Raw genomic sequence first — 16,533 nt, 5'->3', positions numbered from 1 at the left:
GAGATGTGTATAAGAGTCAGGGCCCCGACCCCGACGCCGGCCGAGGCGCCGGCGGACCCCGACCCCGTGACCGTGACTGAGAGGGACGCCTGATGCTGCATCCGACGAGGCAGAGCGCCGATCTCGCCTGGTTGCTCGACGATCTGGTGGAGCGGGTGCCGCCCGCCCGACAGGCGGTGGTGCTGTCGGCCGACGGGCTGTTGCTCGGCTCCTCCGCCGGCCTGGACCGCGCCGACGCCGAGCACCTGTGCGCGCTGGCGTCGGGCTTCTCCAGCCTGGCCCGGGGCGCGAGCCGGCACGTGGCCGGCGGGGCGGTCCGGCAGACCGTCGTGGAGATGGAGTCGGCGTACCTCTTCGTCACCGCCGCCGGGCAGGGCGCCTGCCTGGCCGTGGTGAGCGACGCGGACGCGGACATCGGCCTGGTGGCGTACGAGATGGCGATGCTGGTCACCCGGGTGGGGGAGTACCTGAGCGCCCCGGCCCGGTCGACGGCGGGGGTCGCCGATGCGGGCTGAGTCCCCCGGTCCGCAGCACGAGTGGCTCGACGACGACGCCGGCCCCGTGGTGCGGCCCTACACCCTCACCGGCGGCCGGGTCCGGTCGTCCGCGGGTGGCTTCGACCTGGTCGCGTACGTGCTGGCGGAACCGGGCGCCGACCCGGCCGCCCATCCGGAGCTGCAACCGGAGCACCGGCGCATCGTGTCGCTGGCGGCCCACCCGGTCCCCGTCGCCGAAGTGGCGGCCGAACTCGACCTCGCGCTGGGCGTGGTCCGCGTCCTCCTCGGCGACCTGCTGGCCAAGGGGCTGGTCGCGGTGCACCAGCCCACGGTCGCCGCCTACCTGCCCGACGACGACATCCTCAAGGCGGTGGTCAGTGGACTCCGTGCGCTATGACCGGGCCGGATCCGGCACCCGGATCCCGCTCGCGTTGAAGATCCTGATCGCGGGAGGCTTCGGCGCCGGCAAGACGACGCTGGTGAGCGCGCTCAGCGAGGTCCGGCCGCTGCAGACCGAGGAGGTGCTGACCGGGGCCGGGATCGGCACCGACGACCTGTCGGGCGTCGAGGCGAAGTCGACCACGACGGTGGCGATGGACTTCGGCCGGATCACGATCAACGACGACCTCCAGGTCTACCTGTTCGGCACGCCGGGGCAGGACCGGTTCTGGTTCCTCTGGGACGAGTTGGCCTTCGGCGCGCTCGGCGCGGTGGTGCTCGCCGACACCCGCCGGCTGGCGGACTGCTTCCCGTCGATCGACTACTTCGAGCAGCGGGGCGTCCCGTTCGTGGTGGGCGTGAACTGCTTCGACGGCGCCCGCCGGTTCAACCTGGAGTCCGTACGCCAGGCGCTGGACCTCGACCCGGACGTGCCGCTGGTGCTCTGCGACGCGCGGGACCGGCAGTCCGGCAAGGAGGTGCTGATCGCCCTGGTCGAGCACGTGGCCCGGCAGCGCGGCGAGCCGGTGCCGGCGGCCTGAGCCCGACGGCGGGGCCCGTGGCGGCGGGCCGGCGCGACTCGGCGCCGCTTTCGGGACTAAGCGGACGGCGCGGCGGGAAGCCTCTGGTTGGATCGACGGAGGAATCGGCGGAGGGTGGATCCGGTGACGGAGCAGGGCGCGATCGTCCACATCGGCGGCTACACGGAACACAGCGGGGGCCGGGGCAGCGGCATCGTCGCGGCGCGGCGGGACCCGCGCTCCGGCGCGTTGTCCCCGCTCGGCACCGTCGCGGTCACCCCGTCGCCCTCCTTCCTGGCCCGGCACCCGCGGCTGCCGGTGCTGTACGCGGTCAACGAGCTGCCCGCGGGGGAGGTCAGCGCCTACCGGGTCGCCGCCGACGGCGACCTGACCCCGCTCGGCACCCGGTCCACCGGGGGCGCGGAGCCCTGTCACCTGGCGGTCGTCCCGGACGGCGGCCACCTCGTCGTGGCCAACTACGGCGGCGGCAGCGTGGCGGTGTTCCCGCTCGACCCGGACGGGATGCCCGGCGAGCGCAGCGACCTGGTGGAGCACGAGGGGCACGGGCCGGACCCGGAGCGGCAGGAGCGGGCCCACGCCCACATGGTCAACCCCGCCCCCGGCCGGGGCCCGCTGCTCGCGGTCGACCTCGGCACCGACTCGGTCTACCGCTACGACCTGGACACCGCCTCCGGCCGGCTGGTGCCCCGGGCGCCCCGGGTGCGCACGGCCGCCGGCTCCGGCCCCCGGCACCTGGCCCGGCACCCCGACGGCCGGCGCTGCTGGGTGGCGGGGGAGCTGGACGGCTCGGTCACCGCGTACGAGCTGACCGCCGAGGGCGCGCTGCACCAGCGGGGTCGGGTCGACGCCAGCGACCGGGCCGGGCACGTCCAGCCGTCGGAGATCGCGGTCGGCCCGGACGGGCGCTTCCTCTACGTGGCGAACCGGGGGGTGGGCACGGTCGCGGTCTTCGCCGTGGCCGGCGAGCTGCCGGAGCTGGTCGCCGAGGTGGACACGGGCGGGGAGTGGCCGCGGCACTTCGCCCGGGCGGGGGAGCACCTCTACGTCGCCGACGAGCGGGCCGACATGGTCCGGGTGTTCCGGGTGGACCCGGCGACCGGCGTCCCGGCCCCGGTCGGGGAGCCGGTGGCGGTGCCCAGCCCCACCTGCGTCCTGCCCTGACCAGCCTAGATCAACGCGCCGAGTCGGTACGGTCACTCATCGTCGACAATTTGGTGGTCAACTGTTTCTCCTGCGTAACTTTCGTCCGAACGGTTGTGGCAGTCACCTCGGCGGGTCCGCAGTATGGTCAGCGTGTCAGCAGGCCGCCATCGCATGCGCTCCAACGTTCACGCAGCTACCGCCGCTGCTGCCGTCGGCGTGCTCGCCGTAACGGCGGGCGGCTGGTTCGGCTACCAGCAGCTGTCACAACGCGACTGCTCCGGCAGGATCGAGCTGTCCGTCGCCGTCGCCGCCGAGCTCGCCCCGGCCGTCGACGCCGCCGCCGCGCAGTGGGTGAAGGACGGGGCTGCGGTCGGCGGGACCTGCATCGCGGTGAACGTCTCGGCGACCGACCCGGTGGACGTGGCCGCCACGGTCGCCGCCAAGCACGGCGTCACCCTGGCCGGCGTCGGGCAGGCCAGCGGCACGGCGGTCAGCCCCGACGTCTGGGTGCCCGACTCCTCGACCTGGCTGCTGCGGCTCAAGACCGGCGGCGCCACCGCCTTCGACCCGGGCAACGGGGCGTCCATCGCCCGCAGCCCCGTGGTCGTGGCGATGCCGGAGCCGGTGGCGTCGCGCCTCGGCTGGCCGCAGAAGAAGTTCAGCTGGGCCCAGCTCCTCCAGCAGGTCCAGAGCGACAAGCCGCTGCGCACCGGGATCGTCGAGCCCACCCGGGACGCCGCCGGCCTGTCCGGCCTGCTCTCGCTGACCGCCGTCGCCGGCGCCTCCGGCGGCCCGGACGCCGAGCGGGACAAGGTCGCCGCGCTGCGGGCGCTGGCCACCGACCGCTCGGCGCTGCGGCCGGACCTGCTCGCCCGCTTCCCGACCGCTTCGGACCCGACGACGATCGCCAGCAGCCTCGGCGCGGCGGCGCTCTCCGAAGAGGACGTGATCCACTACAACAGCAAGAAGCCGCCGGTGCCGCTGGCCGCGCTCTACCTGGAGCCGGCGCCCGCGCCGCTGGACTACCCGTACGCGGTGCTGCCCGGCATCGAACCGGCCAAGGCGTCGGCGGCGCGGGTGCTCTACGAGGTGCTCACCACCGACGACTTCCGCGACAAGCTGGCGGCCCAGTCGCTGCGGGCGCCGGACGGCAACTGGGGCGCGGGCTTCGACGCGCCGCAGGGCGCGCCCAGCCCGGCCGGCGGCGCGCCGGCGCCGCCGGCGAACGGCGGCACCGCGGCGACCGGTGGCCTCGACCCGCAGAGCATGGACCGCGCGATCTCCAGCTGGTCGATCGCCACCCAGTCCGGTCGGATGCTCGCCGTCATCGATGTCTCCGGCTCCATGAAGGAGAGGGTGCCGAACGCCGGCAACGCGACCCGGCAGCAGGTCACCGTGGAGGCGGCCCGGCGCGGGCTGAACCTCTTCGACGACTCCTGGTCGATCGGCCTCTGGACGTTCTCCACGGAGCTGGTCGGCTCCCGCGACCACCAGGAGCTGGTCGCGATCGGGCCGCTGTCGCGGCAGCGCGGCAAGCTGGAGCAGGCGCTCGGCTCGATCCGGTCCTCCAGCGGCAGCACCGGCCTCTACGACACCGTGCTGGCGGCGTACCAGAAGGTGCAGGACAACTGGGAGCCCGGGCGGGTCAACTCGATCGTGCTGTTCACCGACGGCAAGAACGAGGACAAGGACGGCATCACCCAGCAGCAGTTGCTGGCCGAGCTCAACAAGATCAAGGATCCGGAGCGGCCCGTGCAGGTCGTGATCATCGGTATCGGCGGCGACGTCAGCAAGGCCGAGCTGAAGTCGATCACCGACGTGACCGGCGGCGGTGCCTTCGTCACCGAGGACCCGACCAAGATCGGCGACATCTTCCTCAAGGCGATCGCGCTGCGCAAGGCCCCGGCCTGAGTAACGACGCAGGGCACAAGGGCCCGTCACACCCGCCGGATCCGGTAACGCGGGCCCTTCCCGGACACGGATCCGTCGGGAAAAGTGACGGCAATGCGTCGGAAGCAGTCGGCCACCACCGTTGTCGGGGCAGGATGTCGTAGTGCTCCGTCGCCGGCCCGCGATCCGGGCCGCCCGACGACAGGGGCCGTCGGCATGCGAAGTGGGGAGGGCCGGTGACCTCGGCGACGCTGTTGACCCCCGCCAGAGCGGCGTCGAGGCCGGACCAGTGGTCCGGGCCGGCGGCCCGCACGGACGAGCGTGCCTACGTGCGGGCCCTGGTGGTGCTGGACACCACGATCCTGACCATCGCCGTGCTCATCGGCTACGTGGCCCGCTTCGGGGACGAGACCCCCGGTGGTTCGAAGATCCCGTACGTCGTGGTGGCCCCCGGGCTGGTCCTCGCCTGGCTGGTCTCGCTGCGGGTGCTGCGCTGCTACGACGACCGGGTCCTCGGTTACGGCGCGGACGAGTACCGCCGGGTCAACGCCGCGAGCCTGCGCCTCGCCGGCGGCATCGCGATCGTCGCCTACATCGCCGAGGTGGGCGTCTCCCGGGGCTTCCTGGCCATCTCGTTCGCGGTGGGCACGCTCGGCCTCGAGGTGGCCCGGTTCGCCGCGCGCAAGCGGCTGCACCGGGCGCGGTCCCGGGGCGCGGGCTGGTCGCGGAAGGTGCTGGTGGTCGGCGACACCGCGCACGTGCTGGAGCTGGTGCAGACCCTGCGTCGCGAGCCGTACGCGGGCTACCAGGTGGTCGGCGCGTGCATCCCCGACGCGCTGCTCGCCCCGGTCGCCCAGCGACTGGGCGACGTCCCGGTGGTCGGCTCGTTCCGGGGCATCCCCGAGGCGGCCACCGCCATCGGCGCGGACACCGTCGCGGTGACCGCCTCCGGCGAGCTGACCGCCACCCGGCTGCGCCGGCTGGGCTGGCAGTTGGAGGGGACCGGCGTCGACCTGGTGGTGGCGCCGGCGCTGACCGACGTCGCCGGCCCGCGCATCCACACCCGGCCGGTCGCCGGCCTGCCGCTGATCCACGTCGAGGCGCCGGAGTTCCGCGGGGCCCGCAAGCTGGTCAAGGGCTTCGTCGACCGGGCGGCCTCCTCGCTGGCCCTGACGCTGCTGCTGCCACTGCTGGCCGTCATCGCGCTGGCCATCAAGCTCGACAGCCGGGGGCCGGTGCTGTTCCGCCAGACCCGGGTCGGGCAGGGCGGCCGGGAGTTCGGGGTCTACAAGTTCCGCACCATGGTCGTCAACGCCGACGCCCTGCTGGCGGAGCTGGCCTCCCGCAACGAGACCGACGGCCTGATGTTCAAGATGCGCGACGACCCCCGGGTGACCCGGGTCGGCCGGCTGCTGCGCAAGTGGTCGCTGGACGAGCTGCCGCAACTGGTCAACGTCCTGCTCGGGCAGATGAGCCTGGTCGGCCCCCGCCCGCCGCTGCCCTCCGAGGTGGCCCGCTACGACGGGGACGTGGCCCGGCGGCTGCTGGTCAAGCCCGGCATGACGGGGCTCTGGCAGGTCAGCGGGCGGTCCGACCTCAGCTGGGAGGACGGCATCCGGCTCGACCTCTACTACGTGGAGAACTGGTCGCTCGCGGCGGACCTGACGATCCTCTGGAAGACGTTCGGCGCGGTGGTCAACAGCCGCGGGGCGTACTGACCGGCCCGGCGGGTCAGTCCTGCGGGCCGGTCCAGTCCAGGCACACCACCACCGCGTCGTCGATCAGGTCACCGGCGACGAACGCGCGCAGGTCGCCGATCAGCGAGCGGACCGCGTCCAGCGGCTCCATCGGCCCGGTCCGGCGCAGGAACCGGTCCAGCGCCGTCTCGCCGTACCGGACGTCCTGCCCGGTGGCCTCGATGACGCCGTCGCTGACCACGAAGATCCGGTCGCCCCGGCACAGCTCGAAGCGCTGCTCGTGGTAGTCGGTGGCCTCGAACATGCCGAGCGGGAACTGCGCCTCCAGCGGCAGCTCCCGTACCTCCCCGTCGCGCAGCAGCACGAGGCGCGGGGAACCGGCGTCGACCACGGTAAGGGTGCCCGAGCGCAGGTCGAGCTCCATCAGCAGCGCCGCAAGGTGCCGGTCGCCGCGGTGCAGGTCGTAGATCGCCTGGTCGGCGAGGGCCGCCTGGTCGGCCAGGCCGAGCCCGGCCCGGCGGGCGTTGCGCAGCGCGTACGTGGCGAGCGAGGTGAGCATCGAGGCGGCCACGCCCTCACCCGTGCCGTTGATGGTGGACAGCCAGAGCCGCTGACCGTCGTCCGACCAGTCGAAGCTGTCGCCGCGCACCGCGTACGCCGGTTCGAGCTGCCCGGCGAGGCTGAACGAGGGGCGGATCCGGCTGCGGCCGGGCAGCATCTCCCACTGCATCTCGGCGGCGAGGGTGAGCCGCCGGCTGCGCCGCGCGGTCCGGTACAGGTCCGTGCCGGCGGTGACCGCGGAGATCTCGTGGGCCAACGCGGTGGCGATCTCCGCCAGCTCGCCGAGCGCCGCCCGGTCGCCGGGCACGGGCGCCACCCGCAGCACCCCCCGGCGTTCCCCGCGCATCGAGACCGGAAGGTACCCGGTGCCGTCGGCGACGATCGGCGTCTGGTGGTCGAAGCAGCGCCAGGCGGGGTGCCCCGGGCCGGTGACCGCCTCCCCGTCGGTGAGCGGCAGCAGAGCCGACAGCCGGTAGTCGACCTGCAACAGCTCGACCCGGGTGATGCCGTAGGCGGCCAGGACGTCCGCGATCCGGTCCAGCAGGAGTTCGGCGGGCGCCTCGTTGAGGGCCCGCCGTGCCCGGTTGACCGGTTCGCTCATCGTCGCTCCTTGGTCGCGAGCCCGCACCAGCGGTTTCGGAGTAGTCTCGGGCGCACCATGGCGGAACTGCACGGTCCCCCGGGGCCCCCGACGAGTATGGCTGCCGAGCTCGACGCGGTGGCCGGTGCCCTCCTGACGGTCTGGGAGGCGGCGCGGGAGCGGACGACGAGCCGCGTCTCCGGTGCCCAGTTGCGCGCGATCATGCTCGTCGAGCAGTACGACGGGATCAACCTCCGCCGCCTGGCCACCGGGCTCGACATGCTGCTCTCCTCGGCCAGTCGGCTCTGCGACCGGCTGGTCGCCGCGGGCATGCTGGAACGCGAGCCCGGCCGCCTCGACCGGCGGGAGATCGCGTTGCACCTCACCCCGGAGGCGCACCGGCTCCTGGCCGAGCTGCGCGACGACCGGCGCCAGCAGCTCGCCGCGATCCTCGCCGACATGGACCCGGCGGGGCGGCAGGCGCTGCTGCGGGGCATGCGGGAGTTCGACGAGGCGGCGCGCCGCCGGGACGCGTCCGTCCAGTCCGTCGAGCCGACCCACTCCCGGTTCGACGCGGGCGGCCCGGCGGAGCGTCCGGTCGGGCTACCGGCGCAGGAGTGGCCCGGAGAGGAACCGCGGGTGGCCCGGACGGCCTGACCCGCGGGGCGGCCGGCCCCGCCGGTCGGCTTTCCGGGCGTGGTGCGGGCCGCCGGCCGCCGTCACGCGTCGGGCGCCGCGGCCACCGCGAGCATCGCGATGTCGTCCTGGCTCTGCCCGTCCAGCCATTCGTCGACCAGGCGCAGCAGCCGGTCGACCAGCGCGGCGGGGGGCAACCCGGCTGCCGAGGCGAGCGCCGCACGCAGCCGCTCGTCGCCGAACGTCTCGCCGCCGCGGGAGCCGCCGCGCGCCTCGGTCACCCCGTTGGTGTACGCGAGCAGCAGCTCACCGGGGGCGAGCCGGACCTGCGCCTCGGCGAACCGGGCGGCGGCCAGCGCGCCCACCGGCATCCCGCCGACCGGGACGGGGGCGACCCTGCCGTCGGCGCGTACGACCAGCGGAGAAGGGTGGCCGCCCCCGGCGACCCGGACGGTCAGCCCGCCGCCGGGGGCGCTGCCCAGCGTGCCGAGCAGCAGGGTGGTGAACCGGCTGCGCCGGGCCGCGTCCGGGGCGTCGAAGAGCGCGCGGTCGAGCAGGCGGATCAACTCCAGCGGCCGCTGCTCGACCAGCCGCAGGGTCTGCAGGGACTGGCGGACCCGCCCGGTCAGGACGGCCGCGCCGACGCCCTTGCCGCACACGTCGCCGAGGGCGAACATCGCTCCGCCGCTGATCGGGAACACGTCGTAGAAGTCGCCGCCGATGCGCAGCCGGTCGCCGGCGGCCCGGTACCCGCCGGCGAGGGCGGCGCCCGGTACGGCCGGCAGGTCGGGCGGGAGCAGGCTGTTCTGCAGCACCCGGGCGAGGTGGACCTGCTCGCCGTAGAGCTCGGCCGCGCCGAGGGCGGCGCCGACCCGCGCGGCGAACTCCCGGGCCAGCTCGATGTCCCGCTGGTCGAAGCCGGGGCGTCCGGCGCGGCGGGCCAGCACCAGGGCGCCGGCGGGGCGGCCGGGGCCGCACATCGGGCTGACCAGCACCGTGGCGGGCCGGCCGAAGCCGGGCGGCAGCGCGGCGGCCAGCTCGGCGGGCTCCGGGTCGGGCCAGGGACCCGGGCCGCTGATCCCACCGCCGAGCGCCTCGGCGAGGCCGGGCAGCGCGCCGGCCAGCGACCACGGGGCGAGCCCGGTCGTCGGCGCCGGGTCGCCCTCGGCGTACCGGACCCAGTGCGGCCGGTTCTCGGCGGGCGGGGGCGGCAGGTGGATCACCAGGGCCAGGTCGGCGAGGTAGGGGACGGGGAGCGTCGCCGCCGCCCGTACCGTCTGGTCGCGGTCCAGGGTCAGCCCGAGGCGGCTCCCCGCCTGGGCGAGGAACGCCGTCCGGGAACGCTCGGCGCGCAGCGCCTCGGCGCGTGCGTGCTCCTCGGTGACGTCCCGCACGTACCAGGCGTGCCGCCCGGCGCCCAGGTCCCGCCGTACGCCGCGCAGCCGGCGGCCCCGGTGTGCGGCGTCGAAGGCGTCCGCCCCGTCGCGGGCCGCCCGGGCGACCGCTGCCACGGCGCAGGTCGGCAGCTCCGTGCCCGGCACGACCTCGGGGAGGAGTTCGGTCGCGATCGCGTTGACCAGCGTCACCCGACCCGCCCCGTCGGTCGTCACGATCGCCTCGGTGAGCCCGTCGAGCAGTTCGCGGGCGAGCGGGGAGTCGGCCGGCAGCGCGTCGCCGGGGGAGCGCGAGGGGTCGTCGGGGCCGGGCTGCCCGTCGCCGCCCGCCCCGCCGCGACGGGCGGTGGTCACCGCCGCTCGCCGGGCGCCGAGGTCTGTCGACCTGTGCGCATGCTGGTCGTGCACTCCTCGGATGGGGGTCGTTGCCTGGGGGCAAGCGTACCGAGGCGGTCGCCGGACGCCCATCGGAGCGAGCCGGGCTCAGGGCTGACGGGCCAGCCAGCCGGCCGGGCGGGCGAGGATCCGGCGCACCACGGAGCCGGCCCCGCCGACGGCCGCGGCGGCGCCGCCGAGCGCCGCGGGACGCACGGTGACCGGCGACCAGGCCGCGGTGAGCACCCGGCGGGAGACCTCGGCGAGGACCGGCGGGCGGAGCCAGGGCGCCAGCGGCGCGTATCCGCCGCCGAGCACCACGGTGTCCAGGTCCAGCAGGTTCACCACGCCGGCCACCGCGACCCCGAGGGCGGTCCCGGCGTCGGCCAGGGCGCGTGACACGGCCGGGTCGTCGGCCGCGGCCAGCTCGGCCAGCCGGGTCGTGGCGGTGTCCGCCGGGAGGTCCGCGCCGGCCAGGCCCGCCGCCGCGAGGATCGCCTCCTGCCCGGCGTACGTCTCCAGACAGCCCCGGCCGCCGCACCGGCACGGCCGCCCGTCCGGATGGACCGGGACGTGACCGATCTCGCCGCTCCAGCCGCGCGCCCCCCGGAACAGGGACCCGTCCAGGACGATCCCGGCGCCGATGCCGACCTCGCCGGAGATGTGCAGGAAGCTCACCGGGCCGGGCGGCCCGGCGTGCAGCTCGCCCAGCGCGGCGAGGTTGGCCTCGTTGTCCACGACCAGCGGTGGCACCCCGTCGACGTGCGCGGTCAGCGGCGGGTGCCCGCCGAGGAGCGCGGGGACGGGCACGTCACGCCAGCCCAGGTTCGGCGCGAGGCGGACCAGCCCGGCGTCGTCCACCAGGCCGGGCACCGCGAGGGCCGCGCCGGCCAGCGTGAGCCCCTCGCGGGCCGCGTCGGCGCGGGCCCGGGCGGCCAGGTCGGCGAGCCGGTCGACGGCCTCGGCGGGGGAGACCGGCCGGAGGTCGGCGCGGTGCACGGTGTGATGGCGGACCCGGCCGGCGAGGTCGACCACGCAGGCGGCCAGGTAGTCGACGTTGACCTCCAGGCCGAGCCCGGCCGGGCCGTCGGCGGCGAGCACCAGGCCCCGGGACGGCCGGCCCGCGCCGGTGCGCGGCGTCGGCTCCGCCTCACGCACCAGCCGGCCGGCGAGCAGGTCCTCCACCACCGCGGAGACGGTGGCCCGGGTCAGGCCGGTCCCGGCGGCCAGCTCGGCCCGGGACGGCGGGCGGTCGGCGGCGGCGATCCGGCCGAGCACCACGGCGAGGTTCCACTCGCGCAGGCTGCCCTGCCGCACCGGCCCGGGCGGGGCGTCGGGTCGGGTCACCCCTTGACACTGCCACAGGCCGGTCAAATAATTCAACCACTGAACAAATAGCGGACGACACCCCCGGAGGTCTGCCATGGCGCCCCGTCCCACCCCCGCCGACAAGTTCTCCTTCGGCCTCTGGACGGTGGGCTGGCAGGCCCGCGATCCGTTCGGCGACGCCACCCGGCCCGCGCTCGACCCGGTCGAGGCGGTGCACCGGCTCGCCGGCCTCGGGGCGTACGGGATCACCTTCCACGACGACGACCTGGTGCCCTTCGGCGCGGACGCCGCCACCCGCGACCAGCACGTCGCCCGGTTCCGCAAGGCGCTCGACGAGACCGGCCTGGTGGTGCCCATGGTGACCACGAACCTGTTCGCCCACCCGGTGTTCAAGGACGGCGGCTTCACCAGCAACGACCGCGACGTCCGGCGCTACGCGCTGCGCAAGGTGCTGCGCAACGTCGACCTCGCCGCGGAGCTGGGCGCCCGCACCTTCGTGATGTGGGGCGGCCGGGAGGGCGCCGAGTACGACCTCGCCAAGGACGTCCGCGCCGCGCTGGACCGCTACCGCGAGGCGGTCGACCTGCTCTGCCAGTACGTCCTCGACCGCGGCTACGACCTGCGCTTCGCGCTGGAGCCCAAGCCGAACGAGCCGCGGGGCGACATCCTGCTGCCCACCGTCGGGCACGCGCTCGCCTTCATCTCCACCCTCGCCCACCCGGACCTGGTCGGCCTCAACCCCGAGGTGGGGCACGAGCAGATGGCCGGGCTGAACTTCGCCCACGGCATCGCCCAGGCACTCTGGCAGGGCAAGCTGTTCCACATCGACCTCAACGGCCAGCGCGGCGTCAAGTACGACCAGGACCTGGTGTTCGGCCACGGCGACCTGCTCAACGCGTTCGCCCTGGTGGACCTGCTGGAGCACGGCGGTCCCGGCGGCGGGCCCGCCTACGACGGCCCCCGGCACTTCGACTACAAGCCGTCGCGCACCGAGGACATGACCGGCGTCTGGGCGTCGGCGGAGGCGAACATGCGCACCTATCTCCTGCTCAAGGAGCGGGCGGCGGCCTTCCGGGCGGACCCGGAGGTGGCCGAGGCGCTGGCCGCCGCGAAGGTCGCCGAGCTGAGCACCCCGACGCTGGCGCCCGGGGAGGGCTACGCCGAGCTGCTCGCCGACCGCTCCGCCTTCGAGGAGCTGGACGTCGACGCGGTCGCCGCCCGGGGCTTCGGCTTCGTCCGGCTCAACCAGCTCGCCGTCGAGCACCTGCTCGGCGCGCGCTGAGGGCAGCCGGAGATGCCGCTCGTCGCGGGGTTCGACTCCTCGACCCAGTCCTGCAAGGTGGTCGTCCGGGACGCGGAGACCGGTGCCCTGCTCCGGCAGGGCCGGGCGCCGCACCCGGACGGCACCGAGGTCGACCCGTCGGCGTGGTGGTCCGCGCTGGCGGCGGCGGCCGACGACGCCGGCGGGCTGGCCGACGTGGCGGCGGTCTCCGTCGCCGGGCAGCAGCACGGCATGGTCTGCCTCGACGAGGCGGGCGCCGTCGTCCGGCCCGCGCTGCTGTGGAACGACACCCGCTCCGCCGGGGCCGCCGCCGAGCTGGTCGAGGAGGCCGGCGGCGGGGCGGCCGGCCGCCTGTTCTGGGCGGACGCGGTCGGCAGCGTGCCGGTGGCCAGCTTCACCGTCACGAAGCTGCGCTGGCTGGCTCGGCACGAGCCGGAGCGCGCCGCCCGGGTGGCGGCCGTCTGCCTGCCGCACGACTGGCTGACCTGGCGGCTGGCCGGCGCGCCCGGCCTGGCCGCGCTGCACACCGACCGGGGCGACGCCAGCGGCACCGGCTACTGGTCCCCGGCCACCGGCGACTACCGGCTCGACCTGCTGGAGCGGGCCTTCGGTCGGCGTCCGCACGTGCCGGCCGTGCTCGGCCCGGCGGACCCGGCCGGCGCGGTGCGCCCCGACGCCCTCCCCGCCGCCGGCCGGCTGCCCGACGGGGCCCTGCTCGGCCCCGGCACCGGGGACAACGCCGCCGCCGCGCTCGGCGTCGGCGCGGGGCCGGGCGACGTGGTGGTCTCGATCGGCACCTCCGGCACCGTCTTCAGCGTCGCCGACGCCCCCGCCGCCGACCCGACCGGCACGGTCGCCGGCTTCGCCGACGCCACCGGCCGCTTCCTGCCGCTGGTCTGCACGCTGAACGCCGCCCGGGTGCTCGACGCCGCCGCGGCGCTGCTCCGGGTCGACCTGGCCGAGCTGGCCGCGCTGGCGCTCTCCGCCCCCGCCGGCGCGGACGGGCTCGTCGTGGTGCCCTACCTGGAGGGCGAGCGGACCCCCGACCGGCCGCTGGCGACCGGCGCCGTGCACGGGCTCACCCTGCGCACCTCGACCCCGGCCCACCTGGCCCGCGCCGCCGTCGAGGGCCTGCTCTGCGCCCTCGCCGACGGGCTCGACGCGCTCACCGCCCAGGGCGCCACGGTGCGCCGGGTGATCCTGGTCGGCGGGGGAGCCCGCTCGGCGGCGGTGCGCCGGATCGCGCCCGAGGTCCTCGGGGTGCCGGTGGTCGTCCCGCCGCCCGGGGAGTACGTCGCCGACGGCGCCGCCCGCCAGGCCGCCTGGGTCGCCCTCGGCGGCGCGGCGCCCCCCACCTGGTCGGTCCGGGGCACCGAGGAGTACGCCGCCGCGCCCGTCCCCGCGGTCCGCGAGCGGTACGCCGCCGCCCGCGACCGCTTCCTCGACCGGCTCGACCGCGCCCCGGCCGGCGAGGGGTAAACGACTGTACGGGCGGACCCCGGCTGGCGATCATCGACGGATGCGAACCACCCCCGCAGCGGACGAGCCACCCGGAACCGTCGGGACCGGCATCCCCTCGATGCTCCAGTACGACGACGCGGACACCCCCTGCGACGTCATCGACGCGCTGGTCCTGGCGGACTTCGTCACCGGCCGGCACCCCTGGTCGCACACGGTCCGGCTCTCCCGGGTGCGCCCCGACGCGCCGCTGACCGCCCCCGACGGGCGGCTGGTGCGGACGGCGGTGGAGAACCGGCAACGGTCCCGCCTGCTGGCCGGCGACGGCTGGACGGCCCGGGTGGTCACCTGGAAGGGGCGGGGCGCCGAGGTGACGGTCACGGCGGTGACCGAGGAGATCGGCCGGGCGGCCCTCGACCGGATCGTCGACGGCGCCGCCGAGCCGGAGGACCCGGGCGCCGGCCGGATCGGCTTCTGGCACCAGAATCCGCGCCGCGGCAGCCAGCGGGACGTGCGGTCCATCGCCGCGCCGGAGTGGGCGCAGATCCGGCCCAACTACGCCGCCGGGGCGCGCACCGCGCTCGACGCGCTGATGGCCACCACCCCGGCGCACCTCGCCGGCCGGTTGGTGCTCCTGCACGGCGCGCCCGGCACGGGAAAGACCACGGCGCTGCGCGCCCTCGCCCGCGAGTGGCGCGACTGGTGCCAGGTCGACGCCGTGCTCGACCCGGACGTGCTCTTCGCGGACCCGGCGTACCTGTCCGAGGTGGCGGTCGGGGACGAGGACGGCGAGCAGGGGACGCGCCGGTGGCGGCTGCTCATCCTGGAGGACTGCGACGAGCTGATCCGGGGCGAGGCGAAGCAGGCCGCCGGCCAGGCGTTGTCCCGGCTGCTCAACCTGACCGACGGGCTGCTGGGACAGGGGCGCGACGTGCTCGTCGCGATCACCACGAACGAGGACCTGTCCCGGCTGCACCCGGCGGTGGTCCGCCCGGGGCGCTGCCTGGCCCGGATCGAGGTGGGCCCGCTGTCGTACGAGGAGGCGACCGGCTGGCTGGGCACGTCGGCGGGGGTGCCGCCCCAGGGCGCCACGCTCGCCGAGCTGTACGCGCTGCGGGCGGGCACGCCCGCCACGCCCACGGCCCCGCCCCCGATCGGCGGCTACCTCTGAGCCGCCCGGCGCGCCCGCGCGCCTTCACCCGCTCGTGACCTGACCCTGGTTGGCTGCCGCACATGACGTTGATCAGGGGCGGGCCGGCGCGGGCCTGGGGCGGGTCGGCCGCGCACCGGTTCTACAGCGTCGTGGTCTTCGTGCTGCTCGCCTCGCTGGACAACGTGGCGATCGGCCTGGTGCCCCCGCTGTACGGGCCGATCGCCGACGCCTTCGACGTGCCGCGGCGGCTGCTCGGCCTGGTCACCGCCGTGAGCTTCCTGGCCAGCGCGGTGGCCGCGGTGGGCTGGGCGTACGTCGGCGACCGCGCGAACCGCAAGCCGCTGCTGATGGTCGGCACCCTGATCTGGGCGCTCGGCACCGGCGGCAGCGCGGTCGCGGCGAACTACCCCGCCTTCCTGGCCGCGCAGCTCGTGGCGGCGGTCGGGCTGGGTGCGGTCGGGTCGGTCGGGTTCTCGGTCGTCACCGACCTGATCTCGCCCCGCCGTCGGGGGCTGGTGATGAGCTTCTGGGGGCTGTCCCAGGGCGTCGGCACGCTGGCCGGCACGCTGGTCGGCGGGCTGCTCGGGGCGGCCGACTGGCGGCGGCCGTTCCTGGCGCTGACCGTGGTCGGCCTGGTGGCGACCGCCGCGTACCTGCTCACCTACGACATCCGGCGCGGCCAGAGCGAACCGGAGCTGGCCGACGCGCTCGCCACCGGCGCCGAGTACGACTACCGGATCAGCCGGGCGGACCTGCCGAGGATCCTCGGCCGGCGGACGAACCGGTGGCTGATCCTGCAGGGGCTGACCGCCCAGGCGGCCTTCGGGTCGCTGGTCTGGCTGCCGGTGCTCTTCGCCGAGCGGGCCGAGGACCAGGGCTACTCCGCCGCCACCGCCGTGGTCGTGGGCAGCGTCTTCGCGACCCTGTTCCAGCTCGGCGGGGTGCTCTCCATCGTCGGCGGGCTGGTCGGCGACGCCCTGCAACGGCGTACGCCCCGGGGCCGGGCGATGGTCGCGGCGGTCGGCATCCTCGCGGCGCTGCCGTTCTACCTGGTGCTCTTCTTCGTGCCGGTACGCATCGACGTGCCCGACGGCGCCGGGGCGGGGACGGTGGTCCGGGCGGTGCTGGCCAGCGTGGTCACCGAGCCGACGGTCGGGCTGAGCCTGCTCACCGCCGTGGTGGCGCTGGCGCTGACGTCGGCGAACTCGCCGAACTGGTTCGCCCTGATCGCCGACGTCAACCCGCCCGAGCACCGGGGCACCGTCTACAGCCTCGGCAACCTGGTCAACGGCGTGGGCCGGGCGGCCGGCAACGGGCTGGTCGGGGTCGCCTTCCACGGGCTGCGGGCGGCCTTCCCGCCGCCGCTGAACTACGCCGTCGGGTTGGCCGCCTTCCAGCTCTTCTTCGTCCCCACCGGGATCATGTACTGGCTGGCCTCGCGGACCTCGCCGGAGGACATCGCCGGCGTCCACGACCTTCTGCACGACCGCGCCGGGCGGGCGGTGCGTGAGGGGCCCCCCGTCGACGCGTAGCGCCGGCGGGGAGCCCCCTCGCCCCC

14 protein-coding genes are annotated in these 16,533 nt (G+C 75.8%); 11 read left to right on the top strand and 3 right to left on the bottom strand.

Going from position 1 to position 16,533, the window contains the following annotated elements; all coding sequences use genetic code 11:
- Window positions 1–92 precede the first annotated feature (92 nt).
- The 6 genes from ACSNOB_RS20385 (at window position 93) to ACSNOB_RS20360 (ending at window position 6,228) form a co-directional block, all read left to right on the top strand.
- Window positions 93–515, top strand: a complete 423-nt coding sequence (locus ACSNOB_RS20385; RefSeq protein ID WP_436688094.1) for a roadblock/LC7 domain-containing protein — start codon at window positions 93–95, stop codon at window positions 513–515.
- Window positions 505–894, top strand: coding sequence for a DUF742 domain-containing protein (locus ACSNOB_RS20380; protein WP_393110362.1), 390 nt, complete (start codon window positions 505–507; stop codon window positions 892–894). Before ACSNOB_RS20385 ends, ACSNOB_RS20380 begins: the two co-directional genes overlap by 11 nt.
- Window positions 875–1,477, top strand: a complete 603-nt coding sequence (locus tag ACSNOB_RS20375; RefSeq protein WP_393110364.1) for a GTP-binding protein — start codon at window positions 875–877, stop codon at window positions 1,475–1,477. The genes ACSNOB_RS20380 and ACSNOB_RS20375 overlap by 20 nt, the downstream gene beginning before the upstream one ends.
- 123 nt (window positions 1,478–1,600) lie before the next feature.
- Window positions 1,601–2,638 (top strand): lactonase family protein, encoded by a 1,038-nt coding sequence (locus tag ACSNOB_RS20370; RefSeq protein ID WP_436688093.1) that lies wholly within the window; start codon window positions 1,601–1,603, stop codon window positions 2,636–2,638.
- Between the two features lie 132 nt (window positions 2,639–2,770).
- Entirely contained in the window at window positions 2,771–4,531 is a 1,761-nt protein-coding gene (locus ACSNOB_RS20365) for a substrate-binding domain-containing protein (RefSeq protein WP_436688092.1), read from the top strand.
- Window positions 4,532–4,746: 215 nt separating this feature from the next.
- Window positions 4,747–6,228 (top strand): sugar transferase, encoded by a 1,482-nt coding sequence (locus tag ACSNOB_RS20360; RefSeq protein WP_436688091.1) that lies wholly within the window; start codon window positions 4,747–4,749, stop codon window positions 6,226–6,228.
- Window positions 6,229–6,241: 13 nt separating this feature from the next.
- Here the strand turns inward: ACSNOB_RS20360 and ACSNOB_RS20355 are convergent, their stop codons facing one another.
- Window positions 6,242–7,369 (bottom strand): PP2C family protein-serine/threonine phosphatase, encoded by a 1,128-nt coding sequence (locus ACSNOB_RS20355; protein ID WP_436688090.1) that lies wholly within the window; start codon window positions 7,367–7,369, stop codon window positions 6,242–6,244.
- Between the two features lie 96 nt (window positions 7,370–7,465).
- Here ACSNOB_RS20355 and ACSNOB_RS20350 point away from each other — a divergent pair, with 96 nt between their 5' ends.
- Window positions 7,466–8,005 (top strand): MarR family winged helix-turn-helix transcriptional regulator, encoded by a 540-nt coding sequence (locus ACSNOB_RS20350; protein WP_436688089.1) that lies wholly within the window; start codon window positions 7,466–7,468, stop codon window positions 8,003–8,005.
- Window positions 8,006–8,067: 62 nt separating this feature from the next.
- Here ACSNOB_RS20350 and ACSNOB_RS20345 read toward each other — a convergent pair whose 3' ends face one another.
- Both ACSNOB_RS20345 and ACSNOB_RS20340 read right to left on the bottom strand, forming a co-directional pair.
- Complete coding sequence (locus ACSNOB_RS20345) at window positions 8,068–9,732, bottom strand: PP2C family protein-serine/threonine phosphatase (protein ID WP_436688088.1); 1,665 nt, start codon at window positions 9,730–9,732, stop codon at window positions 8,068–8,070.
- Window positions 9,733–9,861: 129 nt separating this feature from the next.
- A complete protein-coding gene (locus ACSNOB_RS20340) occupies window positions 9,862–11,127 on the bottom strand; it encodes an ROK family protein (RefSeq protein WP_436688096.1) in 1,266 nt (421 codons plus the stop codon).
- A gap of 49 nt (window positions 11,128–11,176) precedes the next feature.
- Between ACSNOB_RS20340 and xylA the strand changes: the two genes are divergently transcribed.
- From xylA to ACSNOB_RS20320, 4 genes are all read left to right on the top strand, one after another.
- On the top strand, window positions 11,177–12,364 hold the full coding sequence (gene xylA, locus ACSNOB_RS20335) for a xylose isomerase (protein ID WP_436688087.1): 1,188 nt from the start codon (window positions 11,177–11,179) through the stop codon (window positions 12,362–12,364).
- A gap of 12 nt (window positions 12,365–12,376) precedes the next feature.
- Window positions 12,377–13,843 (top strand): xylulokinase, encoded by a 1,467-nt coding sequence (gene xylB, locus ACSNOB_RS20330; protein WP_436688086.1) that lies wholly within the window; start codon window positions 12,377–12,379, stop codon window positions 13,841–13,843.
- A gap of 40 nt (window positions 13,844–13,883) precedes the next feature.
- Window positions 13,884–14,993, top strand: coding sequence for a DUF5925 domain-containing protein (locus ACSNOB_RS20325; protein ID WP_436688085.1), 1,110 nt, complete (start codon window positions 13,884–13,886; stop codon window positions 14,991–14,993).
- Window positions 14,994–15,055: 62 nt separating this feature from the next.
- Window positions 15,056–16,507, top strand: coding sequence for an MFS transporter (locus ACSNOB_RS20320; RefSeq protein ID WP_436688084.1), 1,452 nt, complete (start codon window positions 15,056–15,058; stop codon window positions 16,505–16,507).
- The last annotated feature ends 26 nt before the right edge of the window (window positions 16,508–16,533 follow it).

This window comes from Micromonospora sp. URMC 106 (assembly GCF_051386395.1).
GTDB lineage: Bacteria > Actinomycetota > Actinomycetes > Mycobacteriales > Micromonosporaceae > Micromonospora.
The sequence above is the reverse complement of the archived record's forward strand: the minus strand, read 5'-3'. Positions and strand labels throughout refer to the sequence as shown.